Annotated in this window: 1 protein-coding gene; it reads left to right on the plus strand. The window is 66.7% G+C overall.

What is annotated here, in order from left to right; translation table 11 throughout:
- Window positions 1–414 (plus strand): ShlB/FhaC/HecB family hemolysin secretion/activation protein (locus EN984_RS38020; RefSeq protein ID WP_281057402.1); only part of this gene is annotated, 414 nt, incomplete at its 5' end.
- Window positions 415–486 lie beyond the last annotated feature (72 nt).

A 486-nucleotide genomic window follows, 5' to 3' on the forward strand; every position in this document is an offset into this window, starting at 1 on the left:
CTCTACGCCCGCGCGCAGACCTCGTTTGGCAAGCCGCTGCTGCAGTCCGAACAGATCGGGCTGGTCGGCGCGAACGGCCTGTCGAGCTTCGACGCCGGCGCGCTGCAGGGCGATTCCGGCTATGTGCTGCGCGGCGAGCTGTCCTCACCCTGGTACGTCCCGTTCACCGGCGGCATCGTTTCGTTGTCTCCCTACGTGTTCGGCGCTGTCGGCCAGGTGCATCTCGAAATGCCGACCGCGCTCGAGACGGCCAACATCGTCGGCGCGTCATACGGGCTTGGCCTTAAGGTCGGCACCGCGCTGGCGGGTGACGCGACCAACGCCAGCCTGACGCTGGAATGGGGCCGCCAGCATCGCGACGATCACCTGCCGACAAGCGATCGCTTTTCGCTCAGCGGCGCCGTCCAGTTCTAGAGAGATCACCATGAAGCGCAAAGCCCACCTCTCACGGCGGCACCTTAACCGCACCGGCGCGCCGTTGATGGC

Origin of the sequence: Mesorhizobium sp. M7A.F.Ca.CA.004.12.1.1, assembly GCF_003997835.1 — a bacterium.
Lineage (GTDB): Bacteria > Pseudomonadota > Alphaproteobacteria > Rhizobiales > Rhizobiaceae > Mesorhizobium.